We start from the raw sequence: 19597 nt of genomic DNA, 5'->3' as shown, positions 1-19597 counted from the left end.
GCTGGGGAACGTTGACGATTTCGGTCGGCAATCTCTTTGCGATGCCGAGCGTGACGCTCGCGTTCTTCTTCCTGTGGATGGACCGCCAGTTCGGCACGCATTTCTATCAGCAGCCGACCGGCCAACCGCTGCTTTGGCAGCATCTGTTCTGGATGTGGGGCCACCCCTGGGTCTACGTGATCGTGCTGCCGGCGATCAGCATGGTGTCGGATGCGCTGCCTGTCCTCTGCCGGCGCCCGCTGGTCGGCTACACGGCTGTCGCGCTCGCGACCGTGCTCACGATGGTTCTAGGCTTCGGCGTCTGGCTGCACCACATGTTCGCGACCGGCCTCCCCGGCTTGGCGCTCGCCTTCTTCAGTGCCGTGTCGATCATCATCGTAATCCCGAGCGCGGTCTCGGCCTTCGCCTGGCTCGCCACGATCTGGACCGGACGGCCGACCTTCAACACGGCGTTCCACTTCTTCGCCGGCTTCATCGTCGTGTTCGTGATCGGTGGGGTCTCCGGATTCATGACGGGCTCGGTGCCGGTCGACTGGCAGCTCACGGACACCTATTTCGTCGTGGCCCACATCCACTACGTGCTCATTGGCTGGAATCTGTTCGCCGTGATGGGCGCGAGCTATTTCTGGTTTCCCAAGGCCACGGGGAAGCTACTCGACGAAAGGCTCGGTCGCTGGAATTTCTGGCTGATGTTCATCGGCTTCAACGTTGGCTTCTTTCCGATGCACATCTCGGGCCTGCTCGGCATGCCCCGGCGCATCTACACCTTCCCCGAAGGCATGGGCCTGGACTGGCTCAACCTGATCACGACGATCGGCGCTTACGTCTTCGCCTTCGGCTTCCTGCTCTTCCTGATCAACATCGTGCGCAGCCTGCGGCATGGTGCGGCCGCCGGACCCAATCCCTGGGACGCAGCGACCCTGGAGTGGACGACCCCGTCGCCGCCGCCACCCTACAATTACGTCGTTCTGCTGGCGCTCGCGACCCGCGAGCCGCTGTGGGAGAGCCGGCTCGAGGAATCACCGTTCCGCTCGGATCTCGGCAAGGGCCTGCCGCTCGACCACGGCAAAGAGGCGCTGGCGACCTCGACCCTCGACGGCCAGCCCGAAGCAATCCTGCGCATGCCCGAGGATTCGCTGATGCCGCTGCTGCTGGCGCTTTCGCTGACCATCCTGTTCGCGGGGCTGATCGTCAAGCTGTGGTGGCTGGTCATTGCCTCGTTCCTGGTCGGTCTGGTGTTTCAGCTGATCTGGCTGTGGCCGCGAGCGCAGCTCGCCGAGCGGAGGCTGTGAGATGACGATCGTCGCAGTCCCGCGCAGCGAGCTTCCCATCGGCGGCGTGACCCCGCGGACCGTCGGCTGGTGGGGCATCATCGCCGGTATCATCACCGAAGCTTCCCTCTTCGCCTATCTGCTGTTCAGCTACTTCTATTTTACGATCCAGCCCCGCGGTGAGATGTGGCCGGCTGAAATGCCCACCTTCAAGCTCGCCGGCCCCAATACCGCGATCCTACTCATCAGCAGCGTCGCCGTGTGGTATGGCGAGCGCGGCGGCCGCCAGGGTTCGCGCCTGAAGCAGGCCGCAGGCCTCGGTCTCGGCTTTGTGCTTGGAGTGATTTTCGTCGTCATCCAGGTGATGGAATGGAAGTCCAAGTCCTTCTCCTACAATTCCGGCCCGTATGGCTCGCTGTTCTTCGTCATCACCGGCTTCCACATGGGCCATGTCGTGCTCGGTCTGCTCATGCTGTTTCCGCTGACGATCTGGTCGATCCTCGGTTATTTCGGCCCCGGCCGCGAGGCGCCGATCTCGATCGGCGCGATCTATTGGCACTTCGTCGATGCCGTCTGGCTGACGGTGTTCTTCAGCCTCTACATCACGCCGTATCTGGGCTTGCGCCATGGCTGATATCGAAACTGCCGACCTCCGCGGACACCCCGCGCCGCATCGCCACCGCTTCGGGATGGTCGGGTTGCTTGCCGCGCTGTTCGCGCCACCGATCGGCTGGTCGCTGCATCTCATATCGAACTACGCGCTGGCGAGTCACGCGTGCTATCCGATCGACGTGCCGAAATCGCCGGTCCGGCCGGATCTGCTGTGGGGAGGCCTGATCGCAATCGATGCCTTCAGCCTGGTCGTCTCGGCCGCCTCGGCCTTTGTTGCCTACAGCGCCTGGCGGGCGAGCCGGCAGGAGATGGCAGAGCACCGTTCGCAGATGATCGAAGCCGGCGAAGGGCGTACGCGCTTCCTGGCCGCGTGGGGGCTGCTGATCAGCGCACTGTTCTTCATCGCCGTCGGCTCTGACTCGGCGAGCCTGTGGATCCTGAAATCATGCAGCTGAGCCTCGTCCGCCCGCTGCTGCCATTGGTGCTTTGCACCCTGACCGGCCCCGCGGCCGCCCACGGCGCCGGCGCCGCGACAGGCTCTGCCGAGACCGTGTTCGGCCAGGGCGGGTCGCTCGAGGCATCGACCGTTGTCCCGCTGGCAATGGCCACCGGCTGGTATGCGCTCGGTCTCCAACGGGCGATCCGTGAGCGCAGGACCGAGCTGGTCTCAACCGGACGCACGATCGCGTTCGTCGCGGGCATGCTCGTCCTGGTGCTTGCGCTGGAATCCCCGCTCGATCGGCTGAGCGAAGACCTGTTCTCGGCGCATATGGTGCAGCATCTCCTGCTGATGCTAGCGGCGCCGCCGCTGCTGGTCACGAGCGATTGCCTTGGCATCTTCCTGCGCGCCTTTCCAGCCCCGGGGCGCAAGTGCCTCGTTCGGCTGTGGCGCGGGGCGCGGCTTCACCGCGCCACAGATATCCTGATGCATCCACTGCCGGTCTTCATCCTGTTCAACGGCAGCTTTGTGTTCTGGCACGCACCGGGTCCGTATCAATGGGCGCTCCAGAACAACGGCCTTCACATCCTGGAGCATCTCAGCTTCTTCCTCAGCGCGCTGATGTTCTGGTCGGTGGTGCTGCCGGCGGCAGGCCATCGTCGCCGGCTCGCCCACGGTCCGGCGCTGCTGATGATCGTCGCCACTGCTGTCCTCAGCGGTCTTCCCGGCGCGTTGATGATCTTCGCGCCAAGACCGCTCTACCCGGGTCATGCCGACGGCGTCATGAAATGGGGCCTCAGCCCGATGCAGGACCAGGAACTCGCCGGGCTGATCATGTGGATCCCCGCTGGCAGCGCCTATGTGCTGGCGGCAGCACTGGTCTTTCTCGGTTGGCTCGACGAGGCCGAGGCACGCGCCTCGCGAGATCAGCGCCGCGCAGCGGCCTCCCTGCAACACGTCAGACCAGGCTGAGCTGCATGTCCAAGGCATTTCAAATCACTGTGGCTGCGACGCGCTGGGTGCGAGCCTATGAGTTCACGCCGACGCACGCGCTCTATGCTGGTCAGGCGCTGTTCACGCTCGGCTGGTCGCTGATCTGGGCCGTCGCACTGCAGCTCGTGACCTTCATGCCGATGGGCGTCGGCCTGCTGTTGATGGGGGCTGGGCTCGCCTGCCCGAACGCGCAGCGCTGGCGGCAGCTGTCGCGTCAACTCCCGGCAAATTCTTCAAGCCGGAATGAGCCAGCAATTGAGGAGGCGCCGGCCGCTTGACGCATGGCTCTCGCTTGGACAACCGGATGCTGACGGAACGGTTCTCACCTTCTCACAGTTTGATGCCGGCGACGGGTGAGTTGATATTGCGGTGGCAGGCTAAATCCACGATTGTGCTCTGATCGGTGGCGAAGAGAAGGCAGCAGCGGTTCTCCGTTCTGGCTGTAGCCAGGATCCCGTCGTCGAGGCACTTCTCGAGCGGAATGCTGCGGGTCAGCGCGGCCGCGCCGGCGCTCTCTGCAGCGACACACTTAGCTCCAGGATCAAGGCCGGTCATGATTCTGGTTAGCGAAGATTGTGTGGCATCCCGAAGAGTGAGACGCCGTGCGCGGCACCGGATTGCTACTTCAGCATCCGACGCTTCGAATAGACGCGTGGGCCGCCGCCAACTGGCGGTCGTCCATGCCGCTCAACTGGAGGCCCGCCGCGACGATCGGGAGAACGCCGCGGCAGGCTCCCCATCCTCGCCTCAGCCGACCGGTACCGCGACGAAGCGGGTATTGTCGGCGGACCTGAGCCGCATCAGCACGTCGCGCTTGCCGGCCGATCTCGCTGCCGACAACGCGTTGCGCAAATCGGCGGCGTTGCCGACGCTCTTGCCGCCAACGTCGAGAATCACGTCGCCCGACTGCACGCCGTGCTCGGCAGCCGGCCCGTCGGGATCCACCGACGTGACCACGAGACCGTTGCTTCCGGCGCCGGCGACGTCGTCCGCCGGCGCGACCGACAGGCCGAGATGCGGCACGCCGCGTGTCGGGGCGTTGTCGTGATCGTCGACACGGGCTTGCTTCTCCGGCTGGTTCGGCATGTTCGCGAGCGTCACGGTGATGGTCTTGGCCTCACCCTTGCGCAAGATGTCGAGCTTCGCCTCGCTTCCAGGGGCCATCGCCGCGATCTGGCTTGCCAGGGCGCGCGAATTCTTGACGGCGTCACCGTCGACCGCCGTGATGATGTCGCCCGGCTGAATCCCGGCTTTCGCCGCCGGCGTATCCGGCTTCGCCTCGTCGACCAGCGCGCCCGCGGCGGTTTTCATGCCGAGGCTTTCGGCGATGCCCGCCGTCACCGGCTGCACCTGCACGCCGAGCCAGCCGCGCGTCACCACGCCCTTGTCCTTGAGCTGGGCAACGATCATCTTCACCGTCGGCGCGGGAATATCAAAGCCGATGCCGACCGAGCCGCCGGAGGGCGAATAGATCGCGGTGTTGATACCGATGACATTGCCATTGGTATCGAAGGTGGGGCCGCCCGAATTGCCCTTGTTGATCGGCGCATCGATCTGGATGTAATTGTCATAGGGGTTGGAGCTGAGCTCACGGCCCTCCGCCGAGACGATGCCCGCCGTGACGGTGCCGCCGAGGCCGTAGGGGTTGCCGACCGCCACGACCCAGTCGCCGACGCGCGGCGTCCTGCTGTCCAGGTTGACATAGGCGAAGTCCGAATTGCCCTCGACCTTGATCAGCGCGACATCGGTCTTCGGATCCGTCCCGATAACCTTGGCGGTATAGGTCTTGCCGTCGTCGGTGGTCACCTGAACCGACCTGGCGTGGTCGACGACATGATTGTTGGTCACCGCATAGCCGTCGGCCGAAATGAAGAAGCCGGAGCCGACCCCGGTCATCAGCCGATGCCGAGGCATCTCGCCCTGCGCGCCCTCGTCGCCGTATTGGCGGAAGAACTTCTCGAACGGCGATCCCGGCATCGCCGGCTCGCCGTTCGGCCCCGGCGCGGCGGCGGTCTCGTCGGCTTCGTCGACGCTGACGCGAACGGAGATTACGGCCGGCCTGACCTTCGCGACCAGATCGGCGAAGCCGGTCGGGCCCTGCTGGGCCTGGACCGGACCGGCCGCCCAGGCCTGATCGATCAGGCGCCCGTAGCCGAGCGGTCCCGACAGGGCGAGCACCGAGCCGATCACGGCGACCGATCCCAGCAGGGTGAGACGCCGCGCAGCCCAGATCCTGCGGCGGGGTTGTTGACAGCTGTCCGACATGGAATGTCTCCTTCGAGATGTTGCGCCTCGCGGCGTTGCACGAAGGACTAACGATCATCGGATTACTGCATCCTCTCCGCCGGATTAATTTGTCCTGTCGGTGAGATGAATTCGTAGTAAGGCAAGCGTCGGCGCGCGGGCGCACGAAAAAATGAGCGGCTCGCCATCGCACGGTCGGCACATTGCCGCGTTCGGCCTCCAGGGCTCCGACACAACGTGTGGAGCGATTCCATGGCCGACGACTCACCATCAAATTCAGACGCGGCAGCATCACCGACGCGTCGCGACTTTCTCTACGTCGTCACAGCGGCATTCGCCGGCATCGGCGCGACAGCGTCGCTGGTCCCGATGGTCGGCCAGATGGAGCCGGATGCCAGGACGCTCGCCGCCGGCGGTCCGGTCGAGTTCGACGCATCCAAGCTGCAGCCCGGGCAGCAGGCAGTTGTGCGCTGGCGCTCCCGGCCCGTCTTCATTGTCAACCGTCCGCCCGCGGCGCTGAAGACACTGCAGGACGCGAGCTTTGTCTCGCGTCTCTCGGATCCGCAATCAACCTCCGTACAGCAGCCGCCTTACGCTACGAATTGGCATCGTTCGATCGACCCCGCCTACGGGGTTCTCGTCGGGATCTGCACGCATCTCGGCTGCATTCCGCTCTTCTATCCCGACCCGAACGCCGAGATGCCGGCGGCGGGATGGCGCGGCGGATATTTCTGTCCGTGTCATGGTTCGAAATATGACCTCGCGGGACGCGTCTTTGCCGGCGTCCCAGCCCCCTACAATCTTCCCGTGCCGCCGTATCGCTTGATCAACGATACCATAGTCCGGATTGGCGAGAACCCGCCTGACGCGGATTGGGACTTCGCGTCAATTATGCAGATTTGACTGCTGGCACCGATGTTCTTATCAAACTCCGCTTTGCTAGCGACGACTCCAGGCAGGCAGCTTGGTACGAGTACCGCATTCAGAGCAACCCCGCTACGCCGCGTACGATAACGTACCGACTATTTCACTTTGCATCCCATAAACGCTGTTCCTGACAGCTCGTGACGTCTGTCCGTGCGTTAGTAAGATGAAACTGGACGACCGATCGGCGATGCTGGTTCCGGCTCATGAGAACTGTCTTGATCTCCGGCGCAGGGATCGCGGGTCCCGCGCTTGCGTATTGGTTGAAAGCGGCCGATTTCGAGCCGACGCTCGTTGAGCGCGCCCCGGCCTTGCGTCAAGGCGGCTACGTCATCGACTTTTGGGGGCTTGGCTATGATCTCGCGGAGCGCATGGGTCTGCTCGGCGAAATCAATCGTGCCGGTTATCACATGCGGGAGATGCGCATCGTAGATCGCGCGGGCCAGTCCGTCGCCGGCTTCGGCGCAGAGATATTCTCGGAATTGACGGCCGGGCGCTATGTGACTCTCCAACGAAGCGACCTTTCCCGGCTGCTGTTTGAAAGGACACGGGGACAGGTCGAGAGCATCTTCGATGATACGATCGCCGCCTTGGACGAGCAGACGAATTGCGTCCGGGTCCAGTTCGAGCGCGGACGTGGACGACAATTCGATCTCGTGATCGGAGCCGACGGCTTGCATTCGCGTACGCGCGCGCTCGTTTTCGGACCGCAATCGAGGTTCGAAAAGCACCTCGGCTATGACGTCGCGGCGTTTGAGGCGCGCGGCTATCGCCCTCGCGACGAGGATATCTACCTGATGTACGGACGACCGGGCCGGATGCTCGGTCGCTTCACATTGCGCGACGATCGCACACTGTTCCTGTTTGTCTTCCTTTCAACACGAGAGGAGCTGCCCGCCACGACGGATGCAAGAAAAGCGTTCCTCGCCGACCTCTACCGGCACGATGGTTGGGAGTGCTGCCAAATTCTGGCCGCACTCGAGCAAGCTGAGTCACTCTATTTCGACAGCGTCAGTCAGATCCGAATGCAACACTGGTCACGAGGTCGCATTGCGCTTGTGGGGGACGCTGCCTTCTGCGTCTCGCTGCTGGCTGGGCAGGGCTCGGCGCTGGCAATGATCTCGGCGTATGTCCTCGCCGGTGAACTCGCATCTGCGCACGGACAGTATCAACTCGCGTTCCGGCGATACGAAACGTTGTTGCGAAGCTACATCAAGGCCAAGCAGCGCGGGGCTGAGCGCTTCGCCGGAGCTTTCGCACCGAAGACAGAGTTCGGACTGCGATTCCGCAACCTGGTGGTCAAGGCCTTTGCTCTTCCGGGGCTAGCCAGGCTCGTCATCGGGCGGGATATCGTCGATTCCATTCAAATTCCGCAGTACGGCTTGCCATCAATCAGCAGGGGGACAATCGTCTAGCGTCTGCCCCTACTCTGCGTCAAACCATCCAAGTCCCCGTGGACGCAATGCGGAAGGCATTTCTCACCGATCGGCTCTGTCACTTGCTATCCCTCACCTTGATCCATTCCTTGTGATCCGGATGCCTAAACAACTGAGTTCCGACAATATCAAAGCGATCGCAGCCGGCAGCCGCAAATCGCTGATCGAGGAGCGGCGGGTAAGTCTGCTCGTTCTTTGTGGCCTCGCCCTGGTTATCGGGGTGATGACTGGACTGGGCGCCGTCGTGTTCCGCGCTCTGATCGGCCTTGTGCACAATGTGTCGTATAATGGCAGATTGAGTTTTGTTTACGACGCCAATATCAGCGAGGGTCCCAGCCGCCTTGGCGACTTTCTTCTGTTTTCTCCGATTGTCGGGGGCCTCATTGTCGTTTTTCTCGTCAGGCGCTTTGCTCCCGAAGCAAAGGGCCACGGCGTACCCGAAGTGATGGATGCGATCTTCTACAAGCGCGGCAATATCCGCGGCACGGTCGCGGTGATCAAGGCGCTGGCCTCCGCAATCTCGATCGGTAGCGGCGCCGCCGTCGGGCGCGAGGGGCCGATCATCCAGATCGGGTCGGCACTTGGTTCGGCCTTCTCTCAATTCATCGGGCTGTCCACGCGGCAGAAGATAACGCTGTTGTCCGCCGGCGCCGGCGCAGGTATCGCCGCAACGTTCAACACACCGCTTGGCGGCGTGCTGTTCGCTCTCGAAATTCTCCTGCCGGAAGTCTCGAACCGCACCTTCCTTCCCGTCGTCGTGGCGACTGGCGGGGCGACGACGATCGGGCGAATTCTGATCGGCCCGGACCCTGCTTTTTCGGTGCTGGACGTTCGATTTCCCATGGTCGCGTCGTTCAATCCGCAGGAGGCGATTGCATTTGTCCTGCTCGGAGTGCTGTGCGGCGCGGCAGCCTGGTCGTTCATTCGGCTGCTCGTGTTCATGGAGGATGGATTTCCGAAGCTGTCTGGAAACGAGTACGTCCAGAACATCGTGGGCATGGCCGTGATCGGCCTCATGATGGTGGGACTGAGTCGCACGTTCGGCCATTCCTATGTCGATGGGGTTGGCTATTCGGTCATTCAGGACATCCTGGACCACAAGATGACCGCTACGGGTCTTCTTGCCCTGCTATTCGTGCTGAAGCTGCTCGCCACGACCGTCAGCCTGGGCTGCGGGGCCTCAGGGGGGATCTTCTCTCCCTCGCTATATCTTGGCGCCACTCTTGGTGCGGCATTTGCCGCCGCGACCAGTTCGATCTTGCCTGATTCCGGGCTGACGCCCTCCTCGGCCGCAATCGTTGGAATGGCGGCCATCGTCGGCGCGGGGACGGGCGGCGTGATGACGGCCATCGTCATGGTGTTCGAGATGACGCGTGACTACGCGATCATCGTGCCGGTGATCGTCGCGGTGGCGCTTGCCGCGGGCGTAAGGCGCGCGCTCATCAATGAGACGATCTACACGGTCAAGCTGCGTCATCGCGGCCACCGCATTCCCAAGGAGCGGCATATCAATCTTTACCTGGTCAGGCAGGCGCAGGATATCATGGAGCGTCGCTTCATCGTCGCGAGAGCCGGCACGACGCTGAAGCAGGCCTTGCCGGCGGAAGATACCGATGACGCACGAGCGATCGTCGTGGAGCGGGACGGCAGGATCGTGGGGCTTATTCCGCCTCGTTCGGGTCTATGGATGGAATCTCAGATCAACCCTGACCTGTTTGTCGAAACCTTTGCGGAGCGGCGGATCGTCATCTGTCGCGATCAGGATCTCTTGAGCCTGGTGTTTGCGAGACTTAAGCGCCACGGCGCCGGTGCCGCGATCGTCTTCCAGGGAGGGGGCCGTCCGCGGGTGAACGACATCGTCGGCATCGTGACCAAGCGTACGATCGCTGACGCCGTCATCGACAGCTACGAGGACTGATCCGCGCGAGGATCTGATGCACGGCGACCACTGCAACGCCCCATTCGAGGTCGACAAACATCTACCGTTCATTCATGCCGTTCTGAGCTGGCGGGACGCCGGTATCGGTTGTAGGTCAGTCCAAAGGAGCGCATCTGCGCTTGCAGAGGCCTATGTGCGGCCCGCTGATTCCCACTGCGGCTCTGCTGAATTCGAAACCTCCATCATATCCGAACAGTCTCGGATGCGCCTCATTTCCGCAAGCAATAGGAAGCTAGGCCGCCGCGATCATCGACAGCCTCCATGCTTTGCGTCGCTGAAGACCGCCACATAGAACGTGAGTACGATAACGTACGGTTCCTGGTGTTGAATATCTTCAAAACCGCCCCGGCGTAAGGAAAGATATGTTGTTGGGACGGGGGATGATTCGTGGACTCTTCAAGAGGAACCGCGCTGCGATTGCCACAGGCATATTGCGAATTCTGTTCGATGAAGACCCCTCACGTCCATGAACGTTTAGCCATCGACGGAACTCAGGTTGCACGTTCGGTCTGTCTCGCATGCAAGAGCGAGCGGCCAAAGGACCACCCGCAAGGGCCGCGGTCGTAGCTCACAACGCCACAAAACTGTGCTGGAGCCGATCACTTCGGCGCGCAGCATGCGCAGGAGCCACCGAGCCGATCACGATACGGAGAAGCGCTCATGACCGCGAATGTCTTCGACGAGCACGAAAGCCGCGTCAGGTTCATCACCGCGATCGCCATGGAGGTGAAAGCCCTCTCTCTGGACGTATCCAGAGATGAGATGGTCTCAACAATCGATCCAGGTGCCGAAAAGTTGGTTTATGCCAAGGCCTACCAAGCCTGGGCCGACTGCAAGATCGAAGGGACCGCAGAAGACATATTTGAGGCCGTCCAGGAAGTACTGGACGTCTGAAGATTTGTCGTTGCGCGCGAAATATCGCGAAGACTGTCATCCCCGGCGTGGAAACAGAGAGCTAAGGACCGCGCAGGCCCCCGAAGGGCACCTGAAAATGACACCCTGCCGGCTGTCGCTCCATCGACACCGTGCCATTCAGCCAAGACCTCACCGTCATGCGACAAGCGGACGTCGCCTATCGAATTCCCATAGTGCAGTTTGGCGTAGAAAATCTTGCAAATGCCGGAGAGAGTGTTCGCCACAACACAATGACAGCAAAACGATATTGCAAAAATGCGCCGGACATTCATCCCTATCAACTCGACGACATCCTTGCGGCCGCTGATTGGACGCTTGTGGACGCAATCCTCAGAGAGATCGACGCAGTATCGAAGGAGATCGTCTACGCGATGGGGTAGCAGCGAACTGGCCGCCTCCCCCTCCTCGCCATTGCTCTCCGAATTGTCAAAATAACAAAGCGAGGCAGTGCGGCCGCTCCCTTCTCTGCCTTCAAGAAGCGCTGGTTGAAGCCTTCGATAGAAGATGGTCCGCTAAGCTAAACTTGATAGATTTGTTATAGCCCATGTCTTTAGCCGGGCGGCGACAGCTTCCTTGAGCTTTTTCTCAAAAGCTCATGTTGGCTGATCTGCAGATCGCGGACAGTGTTCGAGCTTCGAGGAGCGCGAATACTCATCGTGATTTTTGATTGGCTGCATTAGCGCAGCTTGGATAGCGTAGACCGCCTATCGCGCTCGATTGTGCCTCGCAATATGTTCCCTATACCGGGCGCCTCACGCGCCCCAATTCTTCCTCTGGACGGCCGCGTTCGGCTTTCCGACGCGACGATACAGGCCCAATCAGAGAGATCTCTCACGGGGAAGAGTGAAAAAATACGGTTACAGGCGTTTGTCGGTTTCTCCGCTCCGAGTTCCGCCACTGAGCCGCACCGACTATCTAGGCGATTGACAAACAGATGCGCTCGGCGACCTCACCCGCTGTGACGCAACATCCGGCCAGGCTCAGGCAGCCTGCCCCGCAGCGGATCTCACCTGACTGCTATGTCCTCAGCCCTCCTCTCGGATCCATGGCTCTTGAGCCCTTCCGGCGCCTCTGTCCGTCGACGAATCGTCGCGCTTCGCGGGCGACATAGCCGGCGGCGATTAACTCTCGAAAGATGCGCTGCAGCTTCTTGCGGCCGACAACCAGGGTCCGCCCGATGTGATCCAGGCGGACGTGCCATTTATGGGGACGCGACAGCAGATAGCCGAGCACACCCTTCGCCTCGACGGATATGCGATTGGGCTGTCAACGACCAACCGAGGGATACGAACGGCGGCAGCCGCATTGAAGGCAGCCGGGACGAGGCCCGTGCGTAGAAGATGAGCGGGCAGACGAATAGCGGCGTCAGTGGCCGGACAAGCCTCAAACTACGACGCGTGTACTGCTTGGAGAGGGATCCACTTGCTGCCTAGCCGGCTCGTCCACCGCAATTCCAAACGTTCTCGTTTAGGAAGGCGGCTTCAGCAGATCGGCGGGCTCAACGCCCAGCGCTACGGCCAACGCCTGGACGTTATCGAGGGTGAGATTAATCAGCCCTGCCTCAATTTCGCTGATGTGCGGCTGGTCGAGCTCGGTCAGCTCTGCCAAGCGTTCTTGGCTAAACCGTTTTGCTTTGCGAAGCCGCCTAACATTCTCGCCGAGAACGCCGCGCGCCGCCTTTGGGTCCGACCAGTTCATCTGGACGGTAGGACCAAAGCGGGGCTGGAAATTCTATAGGTTATAACCTATAATACGAAAATACCGCCGCCTCTTTTGGAGTGGTGGGGCGGATCCCGATGGACCGCATGCCCCCTTTGAGCTCGGAGACAGAGCGATGATGCAGAGGCGCGAAGCTCAAAAAGCGCTAGGCTCACGAGGAGACCGGGGGTCGGCACAACGGCCCAACAGCAGCAGGCAACAGCAGCCTGAGCGAATATTAGCCACCATCGGAATCGCAAGGGCCCAACGGCTAGGGCGATACACGACTGTGAGGGCGTGCGCCGCCCGCGACTTTTCCGGAGCTCAAATGGACACGCGAACATCGTTTAACAGTCTTGATTCTGGAACTTCGTCGGACCCTGATGCTAGTCTCAGGGCTCTTGAGGAACAGCTTATTGCGCTGGCGGCAGAACTCGATCGCAGCGTTTCCGACCTGTCGAAGCGAACTGACGAGGACGTTACCGCACATGACGAGGCGTTGCTGGCCCGCCTTGATCCCGTCGAACGAGCGATCATGGAAACGCCCGCCAGCACTTTGAAAGGCCTGAGCATAAAGGCGCGCCATTTGGCCTACGTCCTATCAGAGTATTGGGAATCTCCGATCGATCAAATTGATTGGCAAGGGCGAGCGGTACGTCTCCTCGTTGAGGAGATCTGTAAGATTGCGCACGTGCCCGTAGACCTTCGCCAGCCGAACTTCGGCGAATAGCGTCGCCTTCTGCTCGTCTTTGGCTAGCCGCGGCATAGCGAACATCCGCAAGGCGGCTAGTTGTTTATGAGGAGGGCTGAGTCGTCGGCGGCGGCTCGACTGACGTTGCTCCCCGCCGGTCGGCCCTGCCCTGAGACAATCTCTATTCCGCTAATCGCCTTGAAGACGACCACCGCCTCCGATTTCGGGTAGCGTGATCTTCGTTGCCAACTCCCCAAACCGGCAGAACCCGCTCGCCCAGGCCATCTGCTCGAGCGTGCGGCAATCGGGTTCGAAGAGACGTGGATTTGCAACAACAATGACTATGCCGCGCGCCCGGCTGGTTGCCACATTGAACCGATGCGGATCATAGAGGAACGCCATCCCCCGCGGCGCGTCCTCAGGTGAAGAACTTGCGCACGAATAAATCACTACTGGCGCCTGCTGGCCTTGAAATTTGTCGACAGTCCCCACGCGAACTACATCAAGGCCAGCTAGTGCACGCCTGAGCGCACTTACTTGAGAATTGTAGGGAGCGACGACTAGGATGTCCTCCGGCTTCAAAAAGCGGCCTTCCCCATCGGCGTTTGTCCACGTGTTGCCGGGTTGAAGCAACGAACGAGCGATCGCAACGACAGCCTCAACCTCTTCGAGGGATTGGGCTTGGTTGCCTTGATGGGCCACCTCCACCAGGAACAGCCCTGCACCGGCCAACAGCGTGGCGCCATCGATACGTTGGCGCTCTAAACCGCGATTAGACTGCAGCCGCCCTTCGTAATAGGCCTCCGACGTGAACGCGCAAATGGCGGGGTGCAGCCGGTAAGTGCGGTCGAGGAACAGACCTTGGTCGGGGCGCAGGGTCGCCTGCCCGGGACCAAGCAGGTGCACAAGTGCAGCAACGTCCGCGCCGTCTTCGTGGGCGCCCCGCGTGGGCTGTTCAAGCTGCTGCGGGTCACCGAGTAGCAACACATTGCGGGCGGCGCGCGCGGCCGCGAGCGCCTGTGCCAGAGCCATCTGTCCAGCCTCGTCGATGACCAGCACGTCCAGGCGGTCTATAGCATCAGGATGCGCCCACAGCCAAGCGGTGCCGCCGACGATGGTGCCGGGGGCAATCCGATCGAGCGCCTCACCTGACGACTTGGCAAATTCAATGCCATCCACACCGTCGTGCTCATCATCCTTGTGCACCAAGTGCAGATTTTGGAGGCTGTGCGATCCGCGGTTAGCTTCGCCCACGGCAACCAACAGGTTGTCAATGACTTTGTGGCTGACCGCTGTAATACCTATCGTCTTGCCCGCCGCGGCAAGCGCCAGGATGGCATTGGCACCTTGCGTCGTCTTGCCGGCTCCTGGCGGCCCCTGGACGGGCAGCACGCCACCATCGATTTCGTTACACAGGCGCACCAGCGCCTGACCAGCCTCTTCCGCGGCACCACAGAGCTCGTAGCCGACGCCAGCGAACCGGCGCGGCGGACGAGCTCGCAAGAGTTCACCAGCAGCGGCGTAGGGGCTGTCGTGATCGAACCCGCTTTTGCAGACATGCTCGGCGAAGGCAAGCACGGCTTCCTCGAGCGCCTTGGCACCGACCACCGGATCCTTGAAAACCGAAATAGGGAGGGACCGCATGGCCTTTTCGCTGATGCTCAGCACGACGGTCCGGTCATCAAGATCAATCGCTTCGACCGCAGCCCTGATTGTTTCGGGTTCCTGGCCCGGCTCTGCTGGGAGCGGCCATACGACGTTGTCTCCGGGCTCGACAGCTGTTTCCTGAATGGGGAAACGGAAACGGCATCGCGCATTCCGCTCGCGCCCTTTTTTCGGAAGACGTTCGACGAACTCGAGCCCGGCGAGCATATGGCGCTCGTCGAGGTGTTCATCGTCAGGCAGATCGCGAAGCCGAAAGAACTCCCACCAGGCGTTCTTTTCTTCCTGACGGTAGTACCCGAGCATCGCAGCGAGGAGCGCCCGCGCCCTTTCGTCCGCCGTCCAGGTTTCGAGGTCCGCCGGCAAGCCCTGCCGCAAGACGTCCCTGATCGCCGAAATGCGCTGATCGCGGGCGCTGACGTCCTCACTTGGCGCCAGCGTACCGGGCACCGGCCGATCAATGTACTGGCCGCGCGCGAGACAATCGTCGCGCTGGCGCTCGAGCCAGCCACGCAGGCTCTCCGTCGAGAGGCAGTCGTCCGCGTTGTACGCGGCGACGCGGTCACGAACTTCGTCTGGGAGCACTTCGATATTGCCCAGTTCAAGCGCTAATTCGAGATTACGCCGTGCGATGCCGGCGTCTCGAAGGTCCAGCCGGCGCTGAAAGCCATGCAAGGCTTCCAGCTCCTTGAGACCGTAGCGCTCCACGCCTATGCGAAAGCTCTCGCGCACGACGGCGTGCAAGTCCACAAATCGCCGGCCGCGTAGCAGTTGGTCCAGCTCAGATCCCCGGGTCGCATGACGGGCTGAGAGCCTTTTCAAGGCCGCGGGCTCGTAAGCGCCGAAGTGATAGACATGGGTCCCAGGGTGCTCCTGCACGCGAGCCAGCGCAAAGTCGATGAAGGCCTCAAAAGCAGCCTTCTCCTCGCCCGTCTGTAGCGCCCACTGTCGGTTGAACTCGATGATTCCGGCCGTATTGGTGAAACACACCCCGGTGAGGTATTCCAGGCCATGCGGGGCAACGAATGGATCGCCCTCGAAGTCGAGGAAAATATCGCCGGCAGAGGGCTCTGGTAGTCTTGCCAGCCCGCGGCCCGGCTCAAGCGCAAGCGCCTCGATCTGCGGCATCTCGGCACCTCGGCTTGCCACTTGCAACCGGGCTTGTTGTCCGAGCCGTCGGTAGGTTTCTTCAGCGCCTCGCTTGGGCTTGTCAGGAAGCCGACCCTCTCCTTGGGCAATGGCAGTAACCGTTGGAAGTCCCTGCTGCTGGAACTCACGCACTTGAGCGCCGCTGATGCCTGCGACCAAGGAAGGGTGGTCGTCGGCGCGCCTCTGCTGGTCGCAATAGCGCCAATAGGTGCAGACGTCACAGTGAGCGACAGGTTGCGGATACGTGCTCGGCGCCGGAACTGCGCTTACTGCGGTCAACAGGCGGGTACGTACCAGACGGTAGTACGCCGCAAACTGCGCAGTGCGGTAGGTTTCCTGCTGAACCGGCGTGATGACGTGGATGGATTCGGGCTCCACCCCCTGCATCGGCTTCAGCAATTCGGCGTAAGTGCACAGTTGGAGGATCGTGCCTGGCTTGGTCTGAAGTGAAAGTTTAGTGTCGGCCGGCTCGTAAGCGTAGCCGGGCAATGACGAAGTCGTGCTGCTAACGCGCAGCAACACGTCCGCAATGCCGCTGAAGACATCATTGGCTAATGTCGCCTGCACGATAGCGTCGAAGCCGGCCTCCATCGCTCGCTGGGTTGCCCTGGGATCGCGCTCGTCACGCAGGTCGCAGATCGAGCGGCCAGCACTCCGCAGCCGCTCGACGTAGGCCCCTTCGTGCTGGCGGCCTCGCTCACGCAGCGCCCCCAGGCGAGGGTCGGGGCTATACTCGACAGACAGGAGCCCCTCACGCCTCTGGCGCTCGAGTTGAGTGAGGTGGGGACAAGCCAGATGGGCCGCGAGTTGAGTCGGAGTGACGTGGCCGGGGCGTCCATTTGCCGACCGATTAGGGGTGAAGAGCTGGCCCTCCAGCTCGTTCTGTGCCGGTGCTGTTCCTTGAGCGTCCCGCGTTTTTTCCATGGGCTCTCCCGGCCACAGTTAGGGGCGCCGATCAAACTACAAAGGCGCTGACAGACTTTACCTCAAGCCCACGGCTCTCGACACCTTCTAGTCGTCAACAGCACCGCATATTCTGCGCAGCCTCAGCCCGACGTCGGACCAATCGAAATTGAGCCGCCGCCGGGATTGCTGGCATCGGCCGGCGCAGAAGGACCCCTGCTATGCCGGAGAATCGCCCTGACCGGCTGACGGATGAACCACCCAACACTGCACTAGGGACCGAAGCTTTGAACCAGTGCCTTGGACATGGCAACGATGGCGTCTGCAGTTTCGGCCGGACTGAGAGTCGGGTGAAGATGCGTCCCGTCCAGCCGTACGACCGGCCAATCCCGATGCCGGGCTTCAGCAGCCGAATGATTGTGGATTGCTGATGTTTGAATGAACCCCGCCGGGATGTGGTCCCACTCGGAAAGCTCGATGATATCGTCGAACCATTTGATCGAAAACTCAGGCAGGTCGCTTTCGAAGGCAGCTAGCGCGGAGGGGTCACGCCCTAAGATATCGAGCCCAAGGAGAGCATCGCGTCGTTGATCCCCCTGCCACCTGGACCAGATCGGAAGCGTCCCATCTGGTCTTGCAAACCTCTCGATGAACTCACGCAATGCCGGTCTAATCGGGGCGGCCGCTCCCTTCGACGGCGGCACTTCTCCGTCAACCATGATCAAGCAGCGGCACGGCCGTCTCGCTGCCAGATCAGCGACCAATGCGGTAGCGGAGCTGTGCCCAACGAGGACGGCCCTGGGACTCAGGTCCACGAGGGCCGCCAAATGGGAGGTCCACTCCCTCCAGGCGGGTGGCGTATGCCGATGCGCCAGAACATCGGGCAGCTGAATACGATATCCCAATGCCTCTAAATGGCACGCGGTTGGCTCAAGGCTAGACGCACGAACCATGGGTCCTGGCACAAGAACAAATTCCATTGGCGTAGACCTCGGCGGATTGCTTTCGGCGCGCAGAAAGTTCCGATCATACCATAAAAAGTAAGCTTGACGCACTGGCCGCTCGCATCCGCTGCGGCCCCGTTGCGCCGGCTACGTCAGAAGGCAAATGGGCCGGCCGACTCCTTTTGTTTCATTGCTGGTGATACCTTGAGGCGGCTTGGTCGCCGCAGACGTCAATGAGCCGCGGCCGTTGAACGTCCGCCGCTTGCGCTGAAGATCCGAACCATGAACGATCTATGTGAAATGTGAGCGGCCGTTTCGCGCTCCAATGAACAATCTGCACCAATATACGCCCGACTTCGCCAATCTACTACGAGTGCCGTTCGGGAGCTTGAATCCTCATCGCTTTCTTCTGTTAACAACACCACCATTCTCGGAATGGTGCCACGCTGTAAGAAAGCGAGACAAGAACTTACGACCGCCGATTCTACGCCGCGGAGAGGCGCTTTTATCTTGCCGGAGTAATCGGGCGTCTCTCCGCCTTCTTCTTCGACATGATCGTCTCCTCTGCTTCATACCATACGGCTGCACCCGAGCGGTCGACAACACGACAATGGTCCGGCTTTCGTCGTGATCTTGCGGTGATGACATCTGGTGGTCCATGCAGGAGTCCGTGCTCTGCCCCGCTCGCCATGCGGGCGCACATGTCGTCGTCAGGATCGCGGGGCAACACAGGCACTCACGCGCGCTCGCAGCCTCGATCGGGCTGTCGTCGCCGGCAAGATAGCGTGCTCTCCACATCCGCTTCGATCCACCAAATGCCTTTCCGCCGATCAGCGGAAGCTCAGCCATTCTTCTGTCGTCGAGCAGTCTGCCAGACGGCGCTCGCCAGAGCTCTCACATTGCGGCGGCGAGCGCCGTCGGGTTGCTAAAATTCGGTTCAGCGGTGCTTGCATCTTCGGCTGCGAACCGGAACGCAGATCCGTCGATCCACATGCGATGCATGATTACTGCCAGCTTGCGCGCAACGGCCACCACCGCGCGCTTGTGGCCTCGCTTAGCTGCGATCCGGACACCCCAGGCCGTGATGCCGCACCATTGCTTGGAACGCACCAGCATCGCGCTTGCCGCCTCGTAGAGCACGGTACGCACCTCCCCGTCGCCGCACTTCGAAATGTGCCCTTCGATGTCGATGGATGTGCCCGTCTGGATACGCCGGGATGTCAGTCCAAAATGCGCGCCGACGGTCTTCGACTTGCTGAACCTGTACGGATCATCGATAGCCGCCTTGAAGGTCAGTGCCGTCACCGGACCGACGCCGGGAATGGCGCAAAAGCGTCGGCAGAGCTCGTCCCGGCCGACCATCTGCACCAGCAGATCATGCAGCTTTTTGTACTCAGCCCACAGCGCTTCCCACGCTCTCAACATGCAGTCCGTCACGCCGGAGATAAGCCGGTCGCAAGCCACCAACTGGTGCACTCGCGCTACAAATGTCGCGCGCTGGACCCGCGGTCCGACCATCAATCCGAAAACCTTCAGGGACTGTCTGATCTCGTTCTCTATGTCGAGCAATTTGCGTTTCAGCGTCCGCCGGTGTCCCAGCAGAAGCCGTATTTTGTGGCTCTCCTGACTCTTGACATGAACCGGTCGATACCAGCCCGCACGCACCAGGTGCGCCAATCCTCGCGCGTCATTTTTGTCGGTCTTGTTGCGCTGGGCTTCCAACGCAGCCGCGGCCTGCCGCGTTTCCAATAGGACCATGGGCAGGCCAAGAGACACC

General features: G+C 61.6%; 16 protein-coding genes and 1 pseudogene. 11 read left to right on the top strand and 6 right to left on the bottom strand.

Features of this window, described 5'->3' with window-relative positions:
- From BRAO375_RS27225 to BRAO375_RS27205, 5 genes are all read left to right on the top strand, one after another.
- Positions 1–1292: cbb3-type cytochrome c oxidase subunit I (locus BRAO375_RS27225; protein ID WP_035642535.1), on the top strand; the 1292-nt coding region annotated here is incomplete at its 5' end.
- Between the two features lies 1 nt (position 1293).
- A complete protein-coding gene (locus BRAO375_RS27220) occupies positions 1294–1905 on the top strand; it encodes a cytochrome c oxidase subunit 3 (protein ID WP_009030650.1) in 612 nt (203 codons plus the stop codon).
- A complete protein-coding gene (locus BRAO375_RS27215; RefSeq protein ID WP_009030649.1) occupies positions 1898–2338 on the top strand; it encodes an ABC transporter permease family protein in 441 nt (146 codons plus the stop codon). Before BRAO375_RS27220 ends, BRAO375_RS27215 begins: the two co-directional genes overlap by 8 nt.
- A complete protein-coding gene (locus BRAO375_RS27210) occupies positions 2329–3294 on the top strand; it encodes a cytochrome c oxidase assembly protein (RefSeq protein WP_009030648.1) in 966 nt (321 codons plus the stop codon). The genes BRAO375_RS27215 and BRAO375_RS27210 overlap by 10 nt, the downstream gene beginning before the upstream one ends.
- Positions 3295–3299: 5 nt before the next feature.
- Entirely contained in the window at positions 3300–3593 is a 294-nt protein-coding gene (locus BRAO375_RS27205) for a hypothetical protein (protein WP_009030647.1), read from the top strand.
- A 137-nt stretch (positions 3594–3730) separates the two neighbouring features.
- Here the strand turns inward: BRAO375_RS27205 and BRAO375_RS37680 are convergent.
- A pseudogene (locus BRAO375_RS37680) lies at positions 3731–3864 on the bottom strand (molybdopterin-dependent oxidoreductase); the annotation flags it as partial.
- A gap of 198 nt (positions 3865–4062) precedes the next feature.
- Complete coding sequence (locus BRAO375_RS27195; RefSeq protein ID WP_009030645.1) at positions 4063–5580, bottom strand: Do family serine endopeptidase; 1518 nt, start codon at positions 5578–5580, stop codon at positions 4063–4065.
- Positions 5581–5811: 231 nt separating this feature from the next.
- On the opposite strand from BRAO375_RS27195, the gene petA reads away from it, so the two are divergent.
- The 5 genes from petA (at position 5812) to BRAO375_RS38215 (ending at position 11153) form a co-directional block, all read left to right on the top strand.
- Entirely contained in the window at positions 5812–6462 is a 651-nt protein-coding gene (gene petA / locus BRAO375_RS27190) for a ubiquinol-cytochrome c reductase iron-sulfur subunit (RefSeq protein ID WP_009030644.1), read from the top strand.
- 239 nt (positions 6463–6701) lie between these two features.
- Positions 6702–7898: an FAD-binding domain gene (locus BRAO375_RS27185; RefSeq protein WP_009030642.1), complete on the top strand. Its 1197-nt coding sequence runs from the start codon at positions 6702–6704 to the stop codon at positions 7896–7898.
- 121 nt (positions 7899–8019) lie between these two features.
- The gene (locus BRAO375_RS27180) at positions 8020–9837 is read left to right on the top strand and encodes a chloride channel protein (protein ID WP_009030641.1); all 1818 of its coding nucleotides are present in this window, start codon (positions 8020–8022) and stop codon (positions 9835–9837) included.
- A gap of 681 nt (positions 9838–10518) precedes the next feature.
- Positions 10519–10752 carry a hypothetical protein gene (locus BRAO375_RS27175; protein ID WP_009030640.1) on the top strand — a complete coding sequence of 78 codons (234 nt, stop codon included), beginning with the start codon at positions 10519–10521 and terminating at the stop codon, positions 10750–10752.
- A 158-nt stretch (positions 10753–10910) separates the two neighbouring features.
- Positions 10911–11153 (top strand): hypothetical protein, encoded by a 243-nt coding sequence (locus BRAO375_RS38215; protein ID WP_175345371.1) that lies wholly within the window; start codon positions 10911–10913, stop codon positions 11151–11153.
- Positions 11154–12240: 1087 nt separating this feature from the next.
- On the opposite strand, the gene BRAO375_RS27170 is transcribed toward BRAO375_RS38215, so the two are convergent.
- Positions 12241–12471, bottom strand: coding sequence for a helix-turn-helix domain-containing protein (locus BRAO375_RS27170; RefSeq protein ID WP_035642527.1), 231 nt, complete (start codon positions 12469–12471; stop codon positions 12241–12243).
- 328 nt (positions 12472–12799) lie between these two features.
- On the opposite strand from BRAO375_RS27170, the gene BRAO375_RS27165 reads away from it, so the two are divergent.
- On the top strand, positions 12800–13201 hold the full coding sequence (locus tag BRAO375_RS27165; RefSeq protein WP_035642525.1) for a hypothetical protein: 402 nt from the start codon (positions 12800–12802) through the stop codon (positions 13199–13201).
- Between the two features lie 150 nt (positions 13202–13351).
- Here the strand turns inward: BRAO375_RS27165 and BRAO375_RS27160 are convergent, their stop codons facing one another.
- From BRAO375_RS27160 to BRAO375_RS27150, 3 genes are all read right to left on the bottom strand, one after another.
- Positions 13352–16897 carry a TM0106 family RecB-like putative nuclease gene (locus BRAO375_RS27160; RefSeq protein ID WP_052536147.1) on the bottom strand — a complete coding sequence of 1182 codons (3546 nt, stop codon included), beginning with the start codon at positions 16895–16897 and terminating at the stop codon, positions 13352–13354.
- 251 nt (positions 16898–17148) lie between these two features.
- Positions 17149–17856: an alpha/beta hydrolase gene (locus BRAO375_RS27155; RefSeq protein ID WP_139031483.1), complete on the bottom strand. Its 708-nt coding sequence runs from the start codon at positions 17854–17856 to the stop codon at positions 17149–17151.
- 858 nt (positions 17857–18714) lie between these two features.
- Positions 18715–19597, bottom strand: an 883-nt coding sequence (locus BRAO375_RS27150; protein ID WP_035642522.1) for an IS110 family RNA-guided transposase, incomplete at its 5' end; no start/stop codon positions are given.

The organism is Bradyrhizobium sp. ORS 375, from assembly GCF_000239775.1.
Classification (GTDB): domain Bacteria; phylum Pseudomonadota; class Alphaproteobacteria; order Rhizobiales; family Xanthobacteraceae; genus Bradyrhizobium.
This window is presented reverse-complemented; position numbering and strand designations above follow the sequence as displayed.

Excerpts from the sequence above, each read along its gene's own strand:
- BRAO375_RS27220 (WP_009030650.1), top strand. The coding sequence starts at position 1,294 with ATGACGATCGTCGCAGTCCCGCGCAGCGAGCTTCCCATCGGCGGCGTG.
- BRAO375_RS27215 (WP_009030649.1), top strand. The coding sequence starts at position 1,898 with ATGGCTGATATCGAAACTGCCGACCTCCGCGGACACCCCGCGCCGCAT.
- BRAO375_RS27210 (WP_009030648.1), top strand. The coding sequence starts at position 2,329 with ATGCAGCTGAGCCTCGTCCGCCCGCTGCTGCCATTGGTGCTTTGCACC.
- BRAO375_RS27205 (WP_009030647.1), top strand. The coding sequence starts at position 3,300 with ATGTCCAAGGCATTTCAAATCACTGTGGCTGCGACGCGCTGGGTGCGA.
- BRAO375_RS27195 (WP_009030645.1), bottom strand. The coding sequence starts at position 5,580 with ATGTCGGACAGCTGTCAACAACCCCGCCGCAGGATCTGGGCTGCGCGG.
- petA (WP_009030644.1), top strand. The coding sequence starts at position 5,812 with ATGGCCGACGACTCACCATCAAATTCAGACGCGGCAGCATCACCGACG.
- BRAO375_RS27180 (WP_009030641.1), top strand. The coding sequence starts at position 8,020 with ATGCCTAAACAACTGAGTTCCGACAATATCAAAGCGATCGCAGCCGGC.
- BRAO375_RS27175 (WP_009030640.1), top strand. The coding sequence starts at position 10,519 with ATGACCGCGAATGTCTTCGACGAGCACGAAAGCCGCGTCAGGTTCATC.
- BRAO375_RS38215 (WP_175345371.1), top strand. The coding sequence starts at position 10,911 with ATGCGACAAGCGGACGTCGCCTATCGAATTCCCATAGTGCAGTTTGGC.
- BRAO375_RS27170 (WP_035642527.1), bottom strand. The coding sequence starts at position 12,471 with ATGAACTGGTCGGACCCAAAGGCGGCGCGCGGCGTTCTCGGCGAGAAT.
- BRAO375_RS27165 (WP_035642525.1), top strand. The coding sequence starts at position 12,800 with ATGGACACGCGAACATCGTTTAACAGTCTTGATTCTGGAACTTCGTCG.
- BRAO375_RS27160 (WP_052536147.1), bottom strand. The coding sequence starts at position 16,897 with ATGGAAAAAACGCGGGACGCTCAAGGAACAGCACCGGCACAGAACGAG.
- BRAO375_RS27155 (WP_139031483.1), bottom strand. The coding sequence starts at position 17,856 with ATGGAATTTGTTCTTGTGCCAGGACCCATGGTTCGTGCGTCTAGCCTT.